Source organism: Actinomadura rifamycini DSM 43936, assembly GCF_000425065.1.
Classification (GTDB): Bacteria; Actinomycetota; Actinomycetes; order Streptosporangiales; family Streptosporangiaceae; genus Spirillospora; species Spirillospora rifamycini.
Genome location: NZ_AULB01000009.1, coordinates 158703 through 177514 on the forward strand (window position 1 = coordinate 158703; position 18812 = coordinate 177514).

Below are 18812 nucleotides of genomic sequence, written 5' to 3' on the forward strand. Positions count from 1 at the left end.
TTGACGGTCCGTACCGTACGACAGGCGTCCGGGGCGCGCAAGAGGCGGCGCGAAGTGGCGCGCCGAACCCATTTGGCAGATGTTGTGCTTCTCAAGATCGCTAGGCGCATGCACAATGGGCAGCGTTCGGTGCGGCCGGATGACATCCCGCTCGGGGGATTGGAGTGCCTTGCGGTTCGAAAGGGACGATGGCCGGGAGGAGCTCTACCGCGATTTCCGCAGGTTCGCCGAAGAAGAGCTGAGCGGGGACGCGGCCGAACGCGATCGGGCCGGAATGTTCGGCCGCGACGATTGGGCGCGATGTGCCGAACGCGGGGTGCTGGGCCTGGTCCTGCCCCCCGAATACGGGGGAGCCGGACGCGATCTCGGCGACTACGTGAGCGCGATGGAAGGGCTCGGCCACGGCTGCCTCGACAACGGGCTGCTGATGGCGATCGGCGCCCACGTCCTGGCCGTGGAGCTGCCGCTCCGGACGTTCGGCGACGAGGACCAGCGCCGCAGGTACCTGCCCGGACTCGCCGCCGGCCGGCTCATCGGCGCCAACGCGATGACCGAGCCGAAGAGCGGATCGGACGCGATGTCCCTCGCGACCGAGGCCGAGCGCGACGGCGGCTCCTACCGGCTGACCGGGCGCAAGCGCTACGTCACCAACGCGCCCGTGGCGGACGTGTTCGTCGTGTACGCGACGGTGGACACCGAACTCGGCTTCACCGGCGTCACCGCCTTCCTGGTGGAACGTGACGACGAGGGCGTCTCGGTCCGTGAGCGGCCGGAGAAGATGGGCCTGCGCACCGCCCGCTGGGGGGAGGTCGAGCTGGACGGCGTCCGCATCCCCGCCTCCCGGAGGCTCGGCGCCGAGCGGCAGGGCGCCGCGGTCTTCGCGCGGTCGATGGCCTGGGAGCGGGCCCTCCTCCTGGCGCCGTGGCTCGGCGTGATGCGGCGCGAGATCGACGCGTGCACGCTCTTCTGCCGGCGGCGCCGCCAGTTCGGCAAGCACATCGGGCACTTCCAGTCGGTCTCCAACCGCATCGTCGACATGCGCATCCGCTGGGAGGTCGCCCGCATGCTCCTGTACCGCGCCGCGGCGGAGCTGGACGGGCCCGACGCGGGCATCTTCCCCGAGGTCGGCAAGCTGTACGCGAGCGAGGCCGCGGCGGAGGTCTTCACGAGCGCGATGCAGGTGTACGGGGCGCTCGGCTACACCTCCGACGGACGCGCCGAGCGGAACCTCCGGGACGCCCTCGGCATGACGATCTCATCCGGGACGTCGGACATGCAGCGAGTCATCATCTCCGGGAAGCTCGGCATCACCTGGCCGGACACCGGGGGAGACGGGGAGGAAGGGTGAACGGTCTCGGCGACCCCCTGCGCCGGTGGGCCGCGGAGCGGCCGGACGCGCCCGCGGTCGAGTTCCGGGGCGAGACGCTGACCTACGGCGAGCTGGACCGGCGCAGCGCGGCGCTGGCCCGCACCCTGCGCGACGGCGGCGTCGCCGCCGGCGACCGGGTCGGCCTGTGGCTCAACAAGTCGATCGAGGCGGTCGTCGCCGTGCACGGCGTCCTGAAGGCCGGTGCCGCGTACGTCCCGATCGACCCGAGCGCGCCCTACAAGAGGGCGGGCCGCATCCTGGCGCACTGCGAGGTCGCGTGCGTGATCGCCCAGGACGACCGCGTCGGGTGGCTGCTCGAGAACTCGTCCTGCCCGATCGTCTGCGTGGGCGCGGCGCCGGACGCGTCCGTGATCTCCTGGGAGCGGGCGCTCGCCGCGGCTCCGGCGGACGACGCGGACGGGCCGGGCACCGGTCCCGGCAGCCCGGCCTTCATCCTGCACACGTCGGGGTCGAAGGGCGTCCCCAAGGGCGTCGTGCTCTCCCACGGCAACGCCGGGGCGTTCGTGGAGTGGGCGGTCGGCGAGTTCGGGCTGGGACCGGACGACCGCGTCGCCGGCCACGCGCCCTTCCACTTCGACCTGTCGGTCCTCGACCTGTTCGCGACGTGCCTGGCCGGCGGCTGCACGATCCTGGTGCCGGAGAGCCACGCCGGCCTCGGCGGCGCCCTCAACCGGCTCGTCGCCGAGCGGCGCGTCACCGTGTGGTACTCCGTGCCGGGCGCGCTCACCCGGATGCTGGCCGCGAAGAACCGCGGGCTGCTGGCCGGGTCGTCCCTGCGGACCGTCCTGTTCGCGGGGGAGGCGTTCCCGGTCGCCCGGCTCCGGGAGCTGCGCGCGCTCCTCCCCGGCGCCGACCTCTGCAACCTCTACGGCCCGACCGAGACGAACGTCTGCGTCTACCACCGCGTCCGCGAGCGGGACGTCGCGGAAGGACGCGTCCGGCCCGTGCCCATCGGACGGGCCTGCCCGTACGCGACGACGTTCGTGGTCGACGGGGACGGGCGCCCGCTGGAGCACGAGCCGGGAGCGTTCGGCGAACTCTGCGTCGCCGGGGACTCGGTGATGCTCGGCTACTGGCGGGACGACGACCTCACCGCGGCGAAGACGCTGCGGCCGCCGCGGGACGGCGCCGCGCCGCCGGCCGCCTACCGGACCGGCGACCTGGTGCGGGTCGACGACGAGCTGAACTACGAGTTCTGCGGTCGCGAGGACGACATGGTGAAGATCCGCGGGCACCGTGTCGAGATCGGCGAGGTCGAGGCGGTCCTGGCGGCCGCCGACAACGTCCGGGAGGCGGCGTGCGTCGCCGTCGACGACGGCTCCGGGGAGCGGGTCCTCGAAGCGCACGTCGTGCCGGACGGGCGGCCCCTCGACGTCCCCGGCCTGCGCCGGCACTGCCTGGCCGAGATCCCGCGCTACATGGTCCCGGAGCGTTTCCACGCCGCGGCGGAGCTCCCGGTCACCGGCACGGGGAAGATCGACCGGAGGCGGCTGGCCTCGCGGGCGGACGTGCGATGAAGGTCGTGACGGAGACCTGGCGGAGCGCGTCGATCGGCCGGGAGAAGTCGGTGAACGTCGTCCTGCCGTCGACGTACTCGCCGGTCGGCCCCGCCTTTCCGGTGCTGTACCTGCTGCACGGGTTCGGCGGCAACCGCGGCACCTGGCTGCGGTGCGCGGACCTGCCGGCGGTCGTGGAGGCGACCGGGCTGATCGTGGTGCTGCCGGAGTCCGGCCGCTCCTGGTTCATCAACGACGCGCGCGGCAGGCGCTACGAGGACCACCTCGTCCGCGAGGTCGTCGGCCGCGTCGACGGCGGGTACAACACGGCGGCGTCCCGCGAGGGGAGGGGCATCGGGGGGTTCTCCATGGGCGGGGCCGCGGCCCTCTTCCAGGCGCTCCGGCACGGCGACGTGTTCTCGGTCGTGTGCAGCAGCGCCGGCGCCTTCGAGGCCCCCTTGCGGGAGGGCGACCCGTACCGCCGGCTGCGGGAGGAGCGGCGGCTGGCGATCCCCACCACGCGGGACCACGAGCGCGTCTGGGGCCCGGTCGGCAGCGCGGTCCGGCGCGAGTACGACCCGTACCGCGCGCTCCGCGACCGGGACGAGAAGTACCCGATCGAAATGCATCTCGACGTCGGCCTGGACGACTACCCCCGGATGATCGCCATGAACCGGCGGATGCGGGACGCGCTCGCCGAGCACTCCGTGCCCCACCGCTACCGGGAGCGGCCCGGGGGCCACGACTGGGCGTTCGTGAACGCGGGCCTCGCCGACCTCTTCGCGTTCGCGCGCGGCCGCCTTCTGTCCGCCTGACCTGCGTGCACCACAAAGAAGACGACCGAGGGAGCGCTCGTGTGCGGCATCACCGGATGGGTCGACTGGACGCTGGACCTGCGGGGCCGCGGCCCCGTCATCACCGCGATGACGCGGACGCAGGCGCCGCGGGGGCCGGACGACGAGGGCACGTGGCTGTCGCGGCACGCCGCGCTGGGGCACCGGCGGCTCGCCGTGATCGACATCGAGGGCGGGCGGCAGCCGATGCTGCGGCCCGGGCCGGACGGCCGCCCGGTCGTCATCACCTTCAGCGGCGAGATCTACAACTTCGCTGAGCTGCGCGCGGAGCTGCGCGCGGCGGGCCGGTCGTTCGGCACGCGCTCGGACACGGAGGTGCTGCTGGCGGCCTACCTGGAGTGGGGCGAGGACCTCGTCGCGCGGCTCAACGGGATGTACGCGTTCGCCATCTGGGACGAGCGGGAGCAGCGGCTCCTCCTGGTGCGGGACCGGCTCGGCATCAAGCCGCTCTACTACGCCCGGCTCGGCGACGGGATCGTCTTCGGCTCCGAGCCCAAGGCGCTGCTCGCCCATCCGGAGATGAACGCCGAGGTGGACCTCGAGGGCCTCGCCGAGCTGCTCGCCGTCCCGCGCGCGAGGACGCCCGGGCACGCCGTCTACCGCGGGATGCGGGAAGTGAAGCCGGGCCGCCTCGTCGTCGCCGACGCGTCCGGGGTCCGCGAGCGCCGGTACTGGCAGGTGGAGGTTCGGCCCCACACCGGGGACTTCCGCGCGACGACGGAGGAGGTCCGCTCCCTGCTGGAGGACATCGTCGAACGCCAGATCGTCGCGGACGTGCCGGTCGGCACGCTGCTGTCCGGAGGGATCGACTCCAGCGCCATCACCGCCCTGGCCGCGGGGCGGTTCGCGGGGGAGCTCACCAGCTACTCCGTGAGCGTCCCGGCGCCCGCCCGGCCGGGCGGCGACCTGTGGCGGCCGAGCCCGGACGAGCCGTACGCGCAGCTGGTCGCCGAGCGGCTCGGCATCAAGCACTCGGTCGTCCAGGTCGGCACGGACGGCCTCGTCGAGGACATCGAACTCGGCCTGCGCGCCCGCGACCTCCCCGGCTGGGGGGACCTCGACATCTCCATGCACCACCTGTTCCGCGGGGTCCGGGAGGACTGCACGGTGGCGCTGTCGGGGGAGTCCGCCGACGAGATGTTCGGGGGCTACACCTGGCAGACGGACGAGCGGTACGTCGGGCACACGTCGTTCCCCTGGATGTACGGGCGCCGCCAGCCGGAGGTGCTCCTCCGCGAGGAGGTGCGGCGCGCGATCCGGCCGGAGGAGTACGAGGCCGACCGCTACCGGGACGCGCTGGCGGAGGTGCCGCGCCTCGCGGGCGAGGACCCCGGCGCGCGTCGGCGGCGGGAGGTCTTCCACCTCGGCCTCACCCGGTGGCTGGGCGCGCTGCTCGACCGCAAGGACCGGATGAGCATGGCCGTCGGGCTCGAGGTGCGGGTGCCGTTCGCCGACCACCGGCTCGCCGAGTACCTGTTCAACGTCCCCGCGGACCTCAGGACCGGCCGGGGCGCGCAGGGCGGGGGGATGGAGAAGGCGCTGCTGCGCCGGGCGTGCGCGGACCTCCTGCCGGAAGAGATCGTCGACCGCCCCAAGAGCGCCTACCCGGCCAGCCGGGACCCCGGGTACGTCGAGACGCTGAAGGGCCTCGTCCTGGAGCGGGCCGGCGACCCGAACGCGCCCCTGTTCGACGTGTTGGACCGGGAGAAGGTCCGCGCGGCGGTCACCTCCGGGCTGGACGCGCTGCCCGGCCCGATCACCGCGCGGACGTCCGCCATCGGGCTGTCGTACCTGCTCGAACTCGACCGGTGGCTCTCCCGGGTCCGGGTCGTGGCGTGACGGGGCCCGGCCGCCGCCGGGCGGGGCGCGGGCCCCGGCGCCCGTCAGCCGGGGCGGTGCTCCGCCCGCCCGTAGCGCCGCCGCAGCTCCTCCTTGCGGATCTTGCCCGTCGCGGTCGTCGGGAAGCTCTCGACGAGCTCCAGCCGGCGCGGCCAGTACGCCTTGGTCATGCCGGCCCCGTCCAGCGCGCGGTGCAGCTCGTCGAGCGTCACCGGCGGGGCCGCCGGCGCGGGCGCCACCACCGCGCAGATCGTCTCGTCCTCGTGCTCGTCGGGCAGGCCGATGACCGCGACGTCCCGCACGCCGGGATGCCGGCCGATGATCGACTCCAGGTCGGTGACCGGCGCGATGTTCGCGTTGCGCAGGATCATGTCCTTCGCGCGGCCGGTGATCCGGATGCCGCCGCGGCCGTCGGGCCGCGCCAGGTCGCCGGTGTCGAACCAGCCGTCCTCGTCGAGGTCGGCCGCGTACAGCTCGTCCCGCCGGTAGTAGCCGAGGCACTGCGTCGGCCCCTTCACCCACAGCACGCCCTCGCCCCCGCTCCGGTCCGACACCGGGTCGATGCGCAGCCGCATGTCCGCGATGGGGCTGCCGTCGCTGTGCGCGGCCCAGTCCTCCGGGTCGTCCGGGCGGGTGATCGTCACGGGCCCGTTCTCCGTCATCCCCCACAGCGAGTACAGCCGGAGCCCGAAGACGCTCCTGGTCTCGTCGATGAAGTACGGCGGGATCGGCGCCGACCCGCTCACCAGCCAGGTCAGCGCCGGCAGCGCGCGCGGCGCGGCCCGCTGCTCCTTGATCAGGCTCAGCAGGTAGAAGGGCGCGCAGTAGAAGAACGCGACCCCGTGGGCGGCCATGAAGTCGAGGGCGTCGGCGGGGTCCTTGGCGTCCTGGAACGCCATGGTGCCGCCGAGCGCCAGCGGCATCAGCATGCCCTGCACGACGCCGGTGTAGTGCGTGTACAGCGCGGTGGTGTACATGACGAGCGTCTCGTCGAGCCCGAACGTCTCCGCCTCGCCGCGGACGGCGGCGTACAGGGTGTTCTGGCTGTGCAGGACGCCCTTGGGGTCGCTGGTCGTGCCGGAGGTGAACAGGACGAGGTACGGGTCGTCGGGGCCGAGCTCCCGCTCGTCGAGCAGGTGGCCGTGCCGCTCCTCCCAGGCGGTGCCGAAGAAGAACGACTCGAACTCGCCGGTGCCCTCCGGTCCGGGGCCGTCCGCGACGAACACGCGCTCCAGGGACGGCAGCTCCGCGGCGAACTCGGCGCCCAGCTCGCCCAGCCGGTCGCCGTTGTCCTCGGCCATGGTGACGAGGACCCGCGCCTCGGTGACGCGCAGCATGACGTCGAGCTCGCGGCGCCGGTACGTCTTCATCAGCGGGCAGTACACGACCCCGGCCCGGATGCACCCGAGCGTGAGCGCGGCGAGCTCCCACCTGTCGGTGAGCTGGGCGGCGAACACGTCCCCGGGCCGCAGCCCGAGCTCCACCAGCGCGCTCGCGCACCGGTCGGCCATCGCGGCGAGCCGCTCGTAGTCGAGCCGGTGCGTCCGCCCGTCGGACTGCCGCCGGGCGATCACCGCCGTCTTGCGGGGGGTGTCGCGCGCGTGCCGCCGGAGGTCGTCGAGGAACGTCTCGTCCCGCCACCAGCCGCGCTCGCGGTGGCTCGCGGAGGTCGTGGTCATGTCTGCACTCCCGTTCTGCTCCGGCGGGCGCGTGCGGCCGAAGCCGGAAACGGCCGCCGCCCGTTCGTCCTTCCGGAAACGTTTCGCGATCGGTTTCGTGCGCTTCGATAACTGCGGTCCGGGCCGCATGGAATTGGATCCGCCGGAGGGGCGCGTCTCCCGGACCGGCCGTTGCGGATCGGGTCACGATAACTCGGGAGAGTGCTGTCGCCCACCGCGGCCTCCTGCCGATGCGGGAAACGGTTAATGCGGCGCCGGAGATCAACATAACGTCTAAATCTTCTACCGTCACCACCCTCGGAGGTTCGAATGCGTTGCGGTGATCTGTTCCTTTCCGGGCTCGCGTACCGGCTGCCGCCCGCCGTGGACGTCGACACGGCGGTCGGCGAGGGCCGGTACGACCCGGAGGACCGGCGGGCGGACGGGTACGCCTCCGTCACGGTCGCCGACGGGGAGGCCCCGCCCGAGATGGCCGCCGCAGCGGGGCGGCTGGCGCTCGCCCGGTCCGGGACGCCGGCGTCCGGCGTGTCCCTCCTCCTGCACGCCTCGGCGTGGTTCCAGGGGATCGACTACTGGCCCGCCGCCGCGTACGTGCACCGCGAGGTCCTGGGCGACGCGGGCCGCCGGGCGCCCGCGCTGGACGTCCAGCAGATGTGCGCGGGCGCGCTGGGCGCGGTGGAACTGGCCGCCTCCTACCTCGCCGCCGACGCCTCCCGCGGCGCCGCCCTGGTCACGACCGCCGACCGCTACGCCGACCCCGGCTTCGACCGCTGGCGCGGCGACGTGCGCGGCATCGTGTACGGCGACGGCGCGGCCGCGGCGGTCATCGGCCGGACCGGGTTCGCGCGGCTGCTGGCCGTCTCGACCGTGGTGGACACCGGGCTGGAGGGCATGTACCGGGGCGCCGAGCCGTTCGCCGCGGCGCCGGGCCGCCCGGTGGACGTGCGGGACCGCCGGGCGGCGTTCGCCGGGGGCGCCGCGGACCGTCCCGGCGGCTCGGTGGGGGAGCGGATCGCGTCCGGCCTCGCCGACGCCGTCGGCGGAACGCTGGACGAGGCCGGTCTGAAGCCCGGCGACATCGACCGGTACGTCTTCCCCAACGTCGGCGAGCACGTCCTCCGGACGAAGTACGCGGAACCGCTCGGGCTGGACCTCGACCGCACCGCGTGGGACTGGGGCCGCCGCACCGGGCACGTCGGGGCCGCGGACCAGCTCACCGGCCTGACGCACCTGGTGGAGACCGGGCGCGCGGCGCCGGGGGACCGGGTCCTTCTGGTCGGCATCGGCGCCGGATTCGCCTGGTCGTGCGCCGCCGTCGAGATCGTCGCCCGCCCCTCCTGGAGCGCCTGACACCGCGGCCGCCCGCCCGCCCCTTTATGGCACAACATCACAACAAACGGAGCCAATCATGCTCCTATCTTGATAATTCCCCTTCGTGCAAGATCATGTTTCCATGTTCGAGGTCGACGCGGACCCGTCCCGCTCGGAGGGTTGTGATCGTCAGTGAAAGTGCTTTACATCACCGGTTGGTGCCGTAACGGCAGCACCATGCTGGGTAATGTTCTGGCCGAGGTTCCAGGTATCGTCCATGTGGGCGAGTTGCGATTCCTCTGGCGTAATGGAGTGCTCGGTACCGGTAGTAACGCGCGGTGCGGCTGCGGCGAGAATCACCGCAAGTGCCCCTTCTGGTCCGAGGTTTTGGAAGAAGTCAGGCCGGCCGGACTCTCCCTCGAAAGGCACGCGGCCGAAGTGGTCGCCTGGCAGGAGCAGTGCCGCACCCGGCACACCTGGCGCGTGCTGCGGGCCCCGCCCCGCAACGGCTGGCCCGAGACGCTCGCCGCGACCTACCGCGCCATCGCGCGCGTCTCCGGCGCGGAAGTGATCGTCGACGGATCAAAATACGCCTCCGACGCCGCGCTGCTGTCCCGGATGCCGGGCATCGAGGGCCGCTACGTCCACCTCATCCGCGATCCGCGCGCCGCCGCCTGGTCATGGGCGCGGAACAAGGACTACACCGGGCAGCGCTCCCTGCTGGACAGCACGCTGCACTGGACCGGATTCAACCTCGCCGCCGAGGCCGTCGGCCGGGCGCACCGGGAGGACTCGCTGCACATGCTGTACGAGGCCGTGGCCGGGAGCCCGCGCGCCGCGGTGGACGCCGTCCTGGACCTGCTCGGGCACGGCGGCCCCAACCCCGTCGGCGCCGACGGGACCGTCGAACTCGGCGGCAACCACACGGTCACCGGCAACCCGAACCGCTTCGGGCGGGGCCGGACCGCCATCGAGGAGGACCGCCGGTGGCGGACCGCGATGCCCGGCCCGCGGCGCGCCGCCACCACCCTCCTCGCGCTTCCGCTGCTCCACCGGTACGGCTACCCGAAGGGGACGACGTGGACCTGGGACTGAACGGAAAGGTGGCCCTGGTCGCCGGCGGGTCCGCGGGCATCGGCCTCGCGCTCGCCCGCGACCTGGTCCGCGAAGGCGCCGCGGTGTCGATCGCGGGCCGCGACCCGGGCCGGCTGGCCAAGGCCCGCGACGAGATCCGCGCCGAGCTGGGCGCCGAGGTCGGCACCCGCGCGCTGGACGTGCGCGACACCGACGCGACGCGCGCCTGGATCGACGACACCGCCGCCGAGCACGGCGCGGTGCACATCGCGGTCGCCAACGCCGGCGGGCCGCCCGCCGGGCCGACGGGCGCGTTCGGCCCCGACGACTACCGCTCGGCGCTCGAACTGGGCATGGTCGGGCACATCGCGTTCGTCCAGGCCGCGCTGCCGCACCTGCGCCGGGCCGGCTGGGGGCGGATCCTGATGATCACCAGCGAGACGGTCCGCGAGATCATCCCGAAGTTCGCGCTGTCGGGCATCGTCCGGCCGGGACTGATCGGCTACGCCAAGACGCTGGTCCACGAGCTGGGCCCCGGGGACGTCACCGTGAACGTGCTCGCCCCCGGCTACACCGCGACGGACGCCCTGCTCGCCGACCTGACCGGCGACGCCGAGGCGGAGACCGCCCGCGTCGCCGCGGAGGCGGGCATCCCGCTCGGCCGGGTGGCCCGGCCCGAGGAGGTCGCGGCCGTGGGAACGTTCCTGCTGAGCGCCCGCGCGAGCTTCGTCACCGGAACCGTCCAGGTCGTCGACGGCGGCCGCTCCCTGGGGATGTGATCCATGTCGGACGTGCACATGCTGCTGGACGATCCCGCACTGACGCGGCGCAGCCCGGGGGAGGAGTTCGCCCTCGCCCACGCCCGGCACGGGCCCGGCGCGCGGGTCGAGCTGCGCGCGTCCATCAGCGACCTGTTCCCGCCCGCGAAGCGCCGGCCCCGCTTCACCGTCCGGCACCTGCTCCGCAAGGCCGTCGTGGACGCCGACGAGACCGTCGTCTTCACCGAGCGGGCCGAGAACACCAAGCCGGACGACGCCGCCCCCGAGTGGGAGTTCGAGGTGGGCGCGGCGACGGTGCGGACGCAGACGGTCAGCGCGTCCGTCCCGGTGCCGGCGGAGATCCTCGCCGACCCGGCGGCGCTGGCCGCGTTCGTCGACTACCGCCTGCTCGTGCGGCTCGGCACGGCGGAGAACGACGTGCTGCTCAACGGGACCGGCCCGATCCGCGGCCTGCTGCGGACGCCGGGGCTGCGGCACCGCCCGTCCGCGCCGGAGGACCGCGGGTCGGCCGCCCGCGCGCTGCTGGCGACGGCGGCGCTGTGCGAGTGGTACGGCGGGTCCGCCGACGGGATCGTCCTGCACCCGGACGACTGGTGGCCGCTGGTCGAGGACGGCGCGTTCCTCGAACGGCTGGCCGCCCAGGGCGTCAAGGTCAGCCGCACCCGCATGGTGCCCCCGGGGACGGCGCTCGTCGGCGACTTCACCGCCGCCGCGACGCTGCTGGACCGCCGCTCGTCGGTGATCCGGCTGGACGGCGGCGCGCTGGTCGCCGAGATCCGCGAGGGACTCGCCGTGCACCTGCCGGGGCACTTCGTGCTGGCCGCGCTGCCGGGCCGGGCCTGATGGGCGCGCCGGCGCGGGCGGACCTCGCGGCGACGGCCCACCGGGTCCGCGAGCACATCGTGGGCATGTGCGGCGGGCCGGAGGGCGGCCACCTCGGCGGGTCGATGTCGCTGGTGGAGATCCTCACCGTCCTCTACTTCGACGTCATGCGGATCGACCCGCGCCGCCCCGCCGCCGCGGACCGCGACATCCTCGTCCTCGGCAAGGGGCACGGCGCCATCTGCCTGTACGGCGTGCTGGCCGAGCGCGGCTTCTTCCCGGTCGGGGAGCTGGCGGAGTACGCCCGGCCGGGCAGCAGGCTCATGGGCCATCCGGTCCGCGCCGTCCCGGGGGTGGAGATGCCCACCGGCTCCCTCGGCCACGGGCTCGCGCTCGCCAACGGATTCGCGCTCGCCGACCGGGACCGCCGCTGCTTCGCCGTCCTCGGCGACGGCGAGCTGCAGGAGGGCTCGGTGTGGGAGGCGGCCATGGCCTCCGCCGCGCTCGGGCTCGGCAACCTGACGGCCGTCATCGACCGGAACCGGCTGCAGATCACCGGTCCCACCGAGGACGCGATCGGCCTGGAGCCGCTCGCGGACCGCTGGCGGAGCTTCGGCTGGTCGGTGCGGGAGGTGGACGGCCACGACTTCGCCGCCCTGCGCGGCGCGCTCGCCCCCGGCGCGTCCGGCGCGAACGGGAGCGCGGCGCGCCGGGACGGGCGCCCGGTGGCGGTCATCGCCCACACGGTGAAGGGCCGCGGGCTCCCGTCGGTCGAGGCGAAGACCCGCAGCCACTACGCGAAGCTGAGCGGCCGCCAGGCCGACCGCTCGCTGGCCGTGCTGCGCGCCCGGCGCAGAAGGGAGGAGGCCCCGTGACCGGCGACGGGACGGGCACGCCGGACGGCGCGCGCGGAGACCGGCCGGACCGGCGCCCGGAAGCGGGCCCGGACCGGCGTTCGGGAACGCGGACGGACGAGCGCCCGGCCGCACGGCCGCGGTCCGCGCGGGAGGTGTACCGCGACCTGCTGCCCGGGCTGATGGGCGCCGACGAGCGGCTCTACTGCCTCGACAGCGACACCGGGCTGTTCGAGCGGGACGCCTTCGCCGCCGTGCCCGGCCGCTACCTCAACCTCGGGATCGCCGAGCACAACCTGATGGGCACGGCCGCCGGGCTCGCCGCGAGCGGGAAGATGCCGTTCGTCACCACGATGGCCACCTTCGCCGCCACCCGCGCGCTGGAGTTCATCAAGATCGACATCGCGTACAACGCGCTGCCGGTCCGGATCGTCGCGACCCACGGGGGGCTGGCCGCGGGGCACCTCGGACCGACCCACCACGCGCTCGAGGACCTCGGCATCATGCGGATGCTGCCGGGCTTCACCGTGGTCGTCCCGGGCGACGCGCGGCAGGCGGAGGAGGCGGTCCGGCAGAGCCTGGCGCTGCCCGGCCCCGTCTACATCCGGCTCGGCCGCGGCGCCACCCCGGACCTGGACGGCGGCGGACCCGGCGCCGCCCCGTTCGAGATCGGCCGCGCCCAGTGGCTGCGGCCGCCGCCCGGGGACGTGGCGCTCATGGCGTGCGGGCCGCACCCGGTGCTGGCCGCGCTGCGCGCCGCGGACCTGCTGGCGGCGCGCGGGGTGCGGGCGGCCGTGCTCAACCTGCACACGCCGCACCCGCTCGACGCGGACGCGGTCCTGGAGGCCGCCGCGGGCGCCCGGGGCGTCGTCACCGTCGAGGAGCACTGGCGCTCGGGCGGGCTCGGCGGCGCGGTCGCCGAGACGCTGGCCGAGCACGCGCCCGTCCGGGTGGCGCGGATCGGCATGCCCGCGACGTTCGCCGAGCGCGCGGGCGACCAGGAGCACCTGCTCGACCGGTACGGCATCACGGCCGACGCGGCCGTCGCCGCGGCACTGAAGCTGTTCAGCGGAACCCATGGAGGTGGTACGGATGACCCTTGCCTGTCCCGAGTGTGAGGGCCCGGTACGGCTCGCCGAGCCCGTCCGGATGAGCGAGATCGCCCAGTGCGCGGACTGCTCCAGCGAACTCGAGGTCGTCGCCCTGGACCCGGTGACCCTCGAACTCGCCCCCGAGATCGAGGAGGACTGGGGAGAGTGAGGCCGGTGGCCGTCCTCGCCTCCCGCGTCCGCTACGAGGAGAAACGCATCTTCGCCGCGCTGGAGCGGCGCGGGGTCGCGTACGCGCACGTCGACACCCGCCGGCTCGCCGACGAGCCGGGCGGGCCCGCGGCGGGCGGCGCGCCGGAGTACGCGGCGGCGCTGAACCGGGAGATCTCCCACAGCCGCGGCCTGTACGCGTCGCTGCTGCTGGAGGCCCGCGGCGTCGCGACCGTCAACACGTCCGACACCATCACCGCCTGCGGCGACAAGCTGCGGACCACGCTGCTGCTGCGGCGCGCCGGGGTGCCCGTCCCGCGCACCGCGGTCGCGCTCGCCCCCGAGGCGGGCGCCGACGCCGCCGAACGGCTGGGCTTCCCGGTCGTGATCAAGCCGCTGGCGGGGTCCTGGGGGCGGCTGGTCGCGGCCGTCCGCGACCGGGACCAGGCGGAGACCGTCCTGGAGCACCGCGCCGCCCTGCCGACCCCGCAGCAGCACATCGTCTACCTGCAGGAACTCGTCGACAAGCCGAACCGCGACATCCGGGTGATCGTGGCCGGGGACGAGGTGGTCGGCGCGACGTACCGCTACGCGGACGGCTGGCGGACGAACGCCGCCCGGGGCGCGCGGTCGGTCCCCTGCCCGCTCACCCCGGACCTCACCGAGCCGGCGCGCGCGGCCGCCCGCGCCGTCGGCGGCGGGGTGCTGGGCGTCGACCTGGTCGAGGGCCCCGCCGGGCCCCTCGTCCTGGAGGTGAACCACACCGTGGAGTTCCACGGGTTCCAGGAAGCGCACGGCGACGCCGTCGACGTGGCCGACGCCATCGTCGCGCACCTGCTGGACGCGGCGTCCCGCGCCGGCGCCGAGCCCGCCGCCGCGGCCGGGTCGGCGCCGGGCGCGCGAACCGGGGAGGCGACATGATCCGGGTCGGCGTCATGGGCGCCGCCGGATACCTGGGCGGCGAACTGCTGCGGCTGCTGCTGGGGCATCCCGGGGCGACGGTCGCGCAGGCGGTCTCCACCCGCTTCCCGGGCCGCCGCGCCGACTCCGTCCACCCCAACCTGCGCGGCCAGACCGACCTGGTGTTCACGGCACCGGACGACCTGGACACCTGCGACGTGCTGCTGACGGCCACGCCGCACCGGGCCACCATGGCGCTGCTGCCCGAGGTGAGAAAGCGGGCGGGCACGGTCATCGACCTCTCGGGGGACTTCCGGGACCCCGACCCCGCGGTCTACGAGCGGTACTACGGCGTGCCGCACGCCGCCCCCGAACTGCTCGGCGCGTTCGTCCCCGGCATCCCGGAGATGTACCGGGCCGAACTGGCCGGGGCCGACCTGATCAGTGTGCCGGGATGCGCGGCGACCGCCGCGACCCTCGCCCTGCTGCCGCTGGCCGGGCTGGTCCGGCCGGACGTGCAGATCGACGCGCGCACGGGGTCGAGCGGCTCGGGCGCGCTCGCCGGGGCCGCCAACCTGCACGCCGAGCGCAGCGGCGCGATGCGGGTGTTCGCCCCGGTGCGGCACCGGCACGAGGCCGAGGTGACCCGGCTGACCGGCCTGGACGCCCGGATGACCGCCACCGGCGTCGAGGCCGTGCGCGGGGTGCAGGTCGTCTGCCACGCCACCGGGACGGCCGACGAGAAGACCCTGCGGCGCGCCTACCGCGAACGCTACGCGGACGAGCCGTTCGTCCGGGTCGTCGCCCACCGCACGGGCGCGCACCGGTTCCCCGACCCGAAGCTGCTGTCCGGGTCGAACTACTGCGACGTCGGCTTCGCGGTGGACGGCGACCGGATCACCGCGATCGCGGCCTTGGACAACCTCGTGAAGGGCGGAGCGGGCGCCGCGGTGCAGTGCCTCAACATCCGCGCCGGCGAGCCCGAGACCCTGGGCCTGGGGTTCCCCGGCCTGCACCCGGTCTGATGGGCGTCACCGTGGTGAAGTGCGGCGGCGCGGTGCCGCCCGAGCCGGTGTGCGCGGACCTGGCCGGGCGCGCGGGCGAGGTCGTCCTCGTGCACGGCGGCGGCCCGGAGGCCGACCGGCTGGCGGGGGAGCTGGGCGTGCCCGCCCGCACCCTCGTGTCGCCCAGCGGCGTGACCAGCCGGTACACCGACCCCGCCATGCTGGACGTCGTCACCCTCGCGCTCGCGGGACGGGTCAAGCCGCGGCTGCTGCGCGCCCTCGCGGCGGCGGACGTCCCGGCGGTCGGGCTGACCGGGCTCGACGGCGGGCTGCTGCGGGCGCGGCGCAAACCCGCGCAGCGCACCGTCCGGGACGGCCGCACCGTGCTCGTCCGGGACGACCACAGCGGGCGCGTCACCGGCGTGCGGACCCGGGTGCTGCGGGTGCTGCTCGACGGCGGGTTCGTCCCGGTGGTGTCGCCGCCCGCGCTGGGCGAGGACGGCGCGCCGGTGAACGTGGACGCCGACCGGGCCGCGGCGGCGGTGGCGGGCGCGCTCGGCGCCGAGCGGCTGGTGCTGCTGACCACGGCACCCGGCCTGCTGCGCGACGCGGCCGACGAGGACACCGTCCTGGACCGCTGCGCGCTGGCCCCCGACGGCCCGGTGCCGTACGCGGCGAGCGGCGGCATGCACCGCAAGCTCATCGCCTCTCGCGAGGCGCTGCTCGCCGGCGTCCCCCGGGTCTCGGTCTGCGACGGGCGCGTGCCCCGTCCGGTCACCGCGGCCCTGCGCGGCGCCGGCACGACCCTGGAGATCACATGATCGGGCCCGTCGACCTGCTGCACGCCATGCTGGACATCCCCTCGCCGTCCGGCCGCGAGGACGAGCTGGCGCGCTTCCTCGAGAAGACGATGAACGACCTCGGCATGGCCGCGTACCGCGACGAGGTCGGCAACGTGATCGGCGACATCGGCACCGGGCGGGGCCCGGTGGTGATGCTGCTGAGCCACCTCGACACCGTCGACCGGCCGCTGCCGGCGCGCCGCGACGGCGACCGGCTGGTGGGCCGGGGCGCCGCGGACGCGAAGGGGCCGCTCGCGGCGATGATCAGCGCGGCGGCCGCCCGGCCGACCTTCCCCGGCACGATCCGGGTCGCGGGGGCGGTCGAGGAGGAGCGGCTCTCGCGCGGCGGCGAGCACCTGGCGCGCACCGTCCCGGCGCCCGACGCGCTGGTCGTGGGGGAGCCGAGCGGCTGGTCGCGGGTCGTGCTGGGCTACAAGGGCAAGATCGACATCGAGTACCGGGTGGCGCGCCCCGCGACGCACTCCACCAACCCCGTGGCCAAGGCGAGCGAGGTCGCGGCGGGATTCTGGCGCGGCCTGCTGGAGGAGCTCGGGCCCGGCGCCGACCACGGCGCGTTCGGGGCGCCCGCCGCGACCCTGCGCGGCATCCGCGGCGACCTCACCGAGGCCGTGGTCGACATCGACTGCCGGGTCCCGCCGGGCTTCGACGTCGAGGACCTGGCCGCGCGGCTGCGCGGGCGCGCGGACGGCGGCGAGGTCACGGTCGTCCGGTACATCCCCGCCGTGCGCCGCGACCGGTCCGACCCGGTCGTCCGGGCGGTGACGACGGCGATCCGGCGGCACGGCGGACGGCCGCGCCCGACCCTCAAGACCGGCACGTCCGACATGAACACCGTGGCACCCCACTGGAACGTGCCGATGGCGACGTACGGCCCCGGCGACAGCTCGCTGGACCACGCCGACGACGAGCACATCGAGATCGGCGAGTACCTGCGGGGCGTCGACGTGCTCACCGCGGCCCTCGACGAACTCGCCACCGCGCTGTGAACGCCGTGAACCCGGACGGGCGGCGCGATCCCGGCCGGCGGGCCCTGCCCGGCCCGTTCGCTACTCGGAGGACACCATGCACCTAACCCACATCGTCCATCGGGCGCTGCAGCTCGCCCCGGACGAGCCGGTCACGGCCTACGGCGACCGGTTCCGTACGGCGCGGGAACAGGCCGACCGGGTGTCCCGCCTCGCGGGCGCCCTGCGGGAGCGCGGGGTGGGGAGCGGCGAACACGTGGGGATGCTCGCCCTCGGCTCGGACCGCTACATCGAGTTCTTCCTGGCCGCGGCGTGGGCGAACGGGGTGTTCCACCCGGTCAACCCCGCGTGGAGCACGCGCGAGATGATCTACGCGCTGGCCGAGTCCCGGACCGAGATCCTCTTCATCGACGACGCGTTCCTGGACCGTCTCGAGGAGATCAGGGCGGCCTGCCCCGACCTGCGCGAGGTCGTCCACGTCGGCGACGGGCCGCCGCCGGCCGGGATGGCCGGGTTCGAGGAGCTGATCGCGGGCACCGGGCCGGTGGAGGACGCCCGCCGGGGCGGGGAGGACCCCGCCTGCGTCGTCTACACCAGCGGGACGACGGGACGCGCCAAGGGCGTCGTGGTCAGCCACGCCGGGCTCGTCCACCAGGCGCTGATCCTCCCGGCGCGGGTCCCGTGCCACGGCGTCCCCGGCGGGCGCATCCTGATCACGTCGAACTTCTCCTCGATCTCCATGATGGTGACCTGGCTGATCCAGGGGATGTGGGGAGGGATCACCGTCGTCCCCCGGTCGACCGACGTCGACGGGCTCCTCGACGCCATCGAGCGCCACGGCGTCACGCACGCGCCGTTCGCGCCCGGCACGATGCAGCAGATCGTCGACCGCCCGGACATCGCCGAGCGGGACCTGTCCAGCATGCGGAGCATCGCCTACGGCGCGGCGCCCATCACCGAGGCGCTGCTGACGCGGGTGATGAAGGTGTTCCCCAACGCGGCCTTCCACCAGTGGTACGGGATGAACGAGTTCGGGCTCGCCACGCTGCTGCCGCCGGAGGACCACGCCGCGGGCCGCAAGCTGCGGTCCGCCGGGCGGCCCGCGATCGGCGCCGAGGTGCGGATCGCCGACGAGACCGGCGCGGAGGTGCCGCGCGGCGAGGTCGGCGAGATCCTCGTCCGCACCGGCGCCATGATGCTCGGCTACCTGAGCAAGCCCGAGGAGACGGCGCGGACCGTCCGGGACGGCTGGCTCCACACCGGCGACGGCGGGTACATGGACGAGGACGGCTACCTCTACATCGTCGACCGCATCAAGGACGTCATCAACGTCGACGGGTGGAACGTCTACTCCACCGAGGTGGAGCAGGCGGTCGCGTCCCACCCCGCCGTCGCCGCGGTCGCGGTGATCGGCGTCCCCGACGACAAACCGGGCGAGAAGGTGCACGCGGTCATCGTGCTCAAGCACGGCCGGACGGCGAGCGCGGAGGACATCCGGCGGCACTGCGAGCCGCTGATCGCCTGGAAGACCCCCACCGGCTACGAGTTCGTCGACGCCCTCCCGCTGTCGAACACCGGGAAGGTCCTCAAACGCGAACTCCGCAAGCCGCACTGGGCGGGAAGGGACCGCCAGGTCAACTGACCCCCCGGATCTGCACGGGCGCGCGTCCGCGTCCCGTTTCTCACTACCGACGTGGCTCGGAACGGCATGGGAGCGTCCCGC

The 18812-nt window shown here is 74.6% G+C and carries 17 protein-coding genes; 16 read left to right on the plus strand and 1 reads right to left on the minus strand.

Annotated elements, in window-relative coordinates:
• The first annotated feature begins 169 nt into the window (after window positions 1-169).
• The 4 genes from H505_RS0107555 to asnB are packed head-to-tail and all read left to right on the plus strand — an operon-like array spanning window position 170 to window position 5579.
• Window positions 170-1348 (plus strand): acyl-CoA dehydrogenase family protein, encoded by a 1179-nt coding sequence (locus H505_RS0107555; protein ID WP_026401508.1) that lies wholly within the window; start codon window positions 170-172, stop codon window positions 1346-1348.
• Window positions 1345-2907, plus strand: a complete 1563-nt coding sequence (locus tag H505_RS0107560) for an amino acid adenylation domain-containing protein (protein WP_026401509.1) — start codon at window positions 1345-1347, stop codon at window positions 2905-2907. The genes H505_RS0107555 and H505_RS0107560 overlap by 4 nt, the downstream gene beginning before the upstream one ends.
• The gene (locus H505_RS0107565) at window positions 2904-3701 is read left to right on the plus strand and encodes an alpha/beta hydrolase (protein ID WP_026401510.1); all 798 of its coding nucleotides are present in this window, start codon (window positions 2904-2906) and stop codon (window positions 3699-3701) included. The genes H505_RS0107560 and H505_RS0107565 overlap by 4 nt, the downstream gene beginning before the upstream one ends.
• A gap of 39 nt (window positions 3702-3740) precedes the next feature.
• Window positions 3741-5579, plus strand: a complete 1839-nt coding sequence (asnB, locus tag H505_RS0107570; RefSeq protein WP_026401511.1) for an asparagine synthase (glutamine-hydrolyzing) — start codon at window positions 3741-3743, stop codon at window positions 5577-5579.
• Between the two features lie 44 nt (window positions 5580-5623).
• On the opposite strand, the gene H505_RS40360 is transcribed toward asnB, so the two are convergent.
• The gene (locus tag H505_RS40360) at window positions 5624-7258 is read right to left on the minus strand and encodes an AMP-binding protein (protein WP_034517022.1); all 1635 of its coding nucleotides are present in this window, start codon (window positions 7256-7258) and stop codon (window positions 5624-5626) included.
• A 309-nt stretch (window positions 7259-7567) separates the two neighbouring features.
• Between H505_RS40360 and H505_RS0107580 the strand changes: the two genes are divergently transcribed.
• The 12 genes from H505_RS0107580 (at window position 7568) to H505_RS0107635 (ending at window position 18731) form a co-directional block, all read left to right on the plus strand.
• Window positions 7568-8608, plus strand: a complete 1041-nt coding sequence (locus H505_RS0107580; RefSeq protein WP_026401512.1) for a ketoacyl-ACP synthase III family protein — start codon at window positions 7568-7570, stop codon at window positions 8606-8608.
• Window positions 8609-8956: 348 nt separating this feature from the next.
• Window positions 8957-9664, plus strand: coding sequence for a hypothetical protein (locus H505_RS40365; RefSeq protein WP_211238416.1), 708 nt, complete (start codon window positions 8957-8959; stop codon window positions 9662-9664).
• Window positions 9649-10422, plus strand: a complete 774-nt coding sequence (locus H505_RS0107590) for an SDR family oxidoreductase (protein WP_026401513.1) — start codon at window positions 9649-9651, stop codon at window positions 10420-10422. Before H505_RS40365 ends, H505_RS0107590 begins: the two co-directional genes overlap by 16 nt.
• A gap of 3 nt (window positions 10423-10425) precedes the next feature.
• Complete coding sequence (locus H505_RS0107595) at window positions 10426-11265, plus strand: family 3 encapsulin nanocompartment shell protein (protein ID WP_026401514.1); 840 nt, start codon at window positions 10426-10428, stop codon at window positions 11263-11265.
• Window positions 11265-12119 carry a transketolase gene (locus tag H505_RS0107600; RefSeq protein WP_026401515.1) on the plus strand — a complete coding sequence of 285 codons (855 nt, stop codon included), beginning with the start codon at window positions 11265-11267 and terminating at the stop codon, window positions 12117-12119. The genes H505_RS0107595 and H505_RS0107600 overlap by 1 nt, the downstream gene beginning before the upstream one ends.
• Window positions 12116-13216: a transketolase family protein gene (locus H505_RS40370; RefSeq protein ID WP_199747610.1), complete on the plus strand. Its 1101-nt coding sequence runs from the start codon at window positions 12116-12118 to the stop codon at window positions 13214-13216. Before H505_RS0107600 ends, H505_RS40370 begins: the two co-directional genes overlap by 4 nt.
• Before the next feature lie 31 nt (window positions 13217-13247).
• The gene (locus H505_RS0107610) at window positions 13248-13358 is read left to right on the plus strand and encodes a lysine biosynthesis protein LysW (RefSeq protein ID WP_245592461.1); all 111 of its coding nucleotides are present in this window, start codon (window positions 13248-13250) and stop codon (window positions 13356-13358) included.
• A gap of 5 nt (window positions 13359-13363) precedes the next feature.
• A complete protein-coding gene (lysX, locus tag H505_RS40375) occupies window positions 13364-14278 on the plus strand; it encodes a lysine biosynthesis protein LysX (protein WP_211238417.1) in 915 nt (304 codons plus the stop codon).
• Window positions 14275-15282: an N-acetyl-gamma-glutamyl-phosphate reductase gene (gene argC / locus H505_RS0107620; protein ID WP_026401517.1), complete on the plus strand. Its 1008-nt coding sequence runs from the start codon at window positions 14275-14277 to the stop codon at window positions 15280-15282. The genes lysX and argC overlap by 4 nt, the downstream gene beginning before the upstream one ends.
• Complete coding sequence (locus tag H505_RS0107625; protein WP_034517025.1) at window positions 15282-16082, plus strand: [LysW]-aminoadipate kinase; 801 nt, start codon at window positions 15282-15284, stop codon at window positions 16080-16082. Before argC ends, H505_RS0107625 begins: the two co-directional genes overlap by 1 nt.
• Window positions 16079-17110, plus strand: coding sequence for a M20/M25/M40 family metallo-hydrolase (locus H505_RS0107630; protein WP_026401519.1), 1032 nt, complete (start codon window positions 16079-16081; stop codon window positions 17108-17110). Before H505_RS0107625 ends, H505_RS0107630 begins: the two co-directional genes overlap by 4 nt.
• 76 nt (window positions 17111-17186) lie before the next feature.
• On the plus strand, window positions 17187-18731 hold the full coding sequence (locus tag H505_RS0107635; RefSeq protein ID WP_026401520.1) for a class I adenylate-forming enzyme family protein: 1545 nt from the start codon (window positions 17187-17189) through the stop codon (window positions 18729-18731).
• The last annotated feature ends 81 nt before the right edge of the window (window positions 18732-18812 follow it).

Coding starts and splice junctions, on each gene's coding strand:
- H505_RS0107635 (WP_026401520.1), top strand. CDS start 17,187: ATGCACCTAACCCACATCGTCCATCGGGCGCTGCAGCTCGCCCCGGAC.
- H505_RS0107565 (WP_026401510.1), top strand. CDS start 2,904: ATGAAGGTCGTGACGGAGACCTGGCGGAGCGCGTCGATCGGCCGGGAG.
- H505_RS0107600 (WP_026401515.1), top strand. CDS start 11,265: ATGGGCGCGCCGGCGCGGGCGGACCTCGCGGCGACGGCCCACCGGGTC.
- H505_RS0107630 (WP_026401519.1), top strand. CDS start 16,079: ATGATCGGGCCCGTCGACCTGCTGCACGCCATGCTGGACATCCCCTCG.
- H505_RS0107610 (WP_245592461.1), top strand. CDS start 13,248: ATGAGCGAGATCGCCCAGTGCGCGGACTGCTCCAGCGAACTCGAGGTC.
- H505_RS0107595 (WP_026401514.1), top strand. CDS start 10,426: ATGTCGGACGTGCACATGCTGCTGGACGATCCCGCACTGACGCGGCGC.
- H505_RS40360 (WP_034517022.1), bottom strand. CDS start 7,258: ATGACCACGACCTCCGCGAGCCACCGCGAGCGCGGCTGGTGGCGGGAC.
- H505_RS0107580 (WP_026401512.1), top strand. CDS start 7,568: ATGCGTTGCGGTGATCTGTTCCTTTCCGGGCTCGCGTACCGGCTGCCG.
- argC (WP_026401517.1), top strand. CDS start 14,275: ATGATCCGGGTCGGCGTCATGGGCGCCGCCGGATACCTGGGCGGCGAA.
- H505_RS0107625 (WP_034517025.1), top strand. CDS start 15,282: ATGGGCGTCACCGTGGTGAAGTGCGGCGGCGCGGTGCCGCCCGAGCCG.